General features: G+C 42.4%; 1 pseudogene. It reads left to right on the top strand.

Features of this window, described 5'->3' with window-relative positions:
• A pseudogene (locus DPG01_RS18615) lies at positions 1-427 on the top strand (IS5 family transposase); the annotation flags it as partial.
• Positions 428-432: the final 5 nt, after the last annotated feature.

Below are 432 nucleotides of genomic sequence, written 5' to 3'. Positions count from 1 at the left end.
ATCTTTAGGTATGGTCACTGGCTTTGTGCAAAGTCTGATTAAACTTTGCGGATTAAATTGGACCGCACCAGATTACAGTACGCTTTGTAGAAGACAAAAGCATATTGATATTGCAATCAGCTACCAAAAAAGTAGCGATGGGCTGCATCTACTCGTAGACTCTACAGGGATGAAGTTTCTAGGTGAGGGCGAATGGAAACGCAAGAAACATGGAGCTGAATATCGCCGCCAATGGCGTAAGCTTCATATTGGTATCGATACTGAAACCATTCAAATACGTGCTGTACAACTCACCGCAAATAATGTCAGTGATTCACAGGTACTGGAAGATTTACTTGCTCAAATCCCTTTAGATGAACAAATCGATTCTGCCTATACAGATGGTGCTTATGACACAAAACGATGCCGTCAGGTCATTGCAGATCGGTAAGG

Source organism: Acinetobacter sp. WCHAc060042, from assembly GCF_003231195.1.
Classification (GTDB): Bacteria; Pseudomonadota; Gammaproteobacteria; order Pseudomonadales; family Moraxellaceae; genus Acinetobacter.
This window is presented reverse-complemented; position numbering and strand designations above follow the sequence as displayed.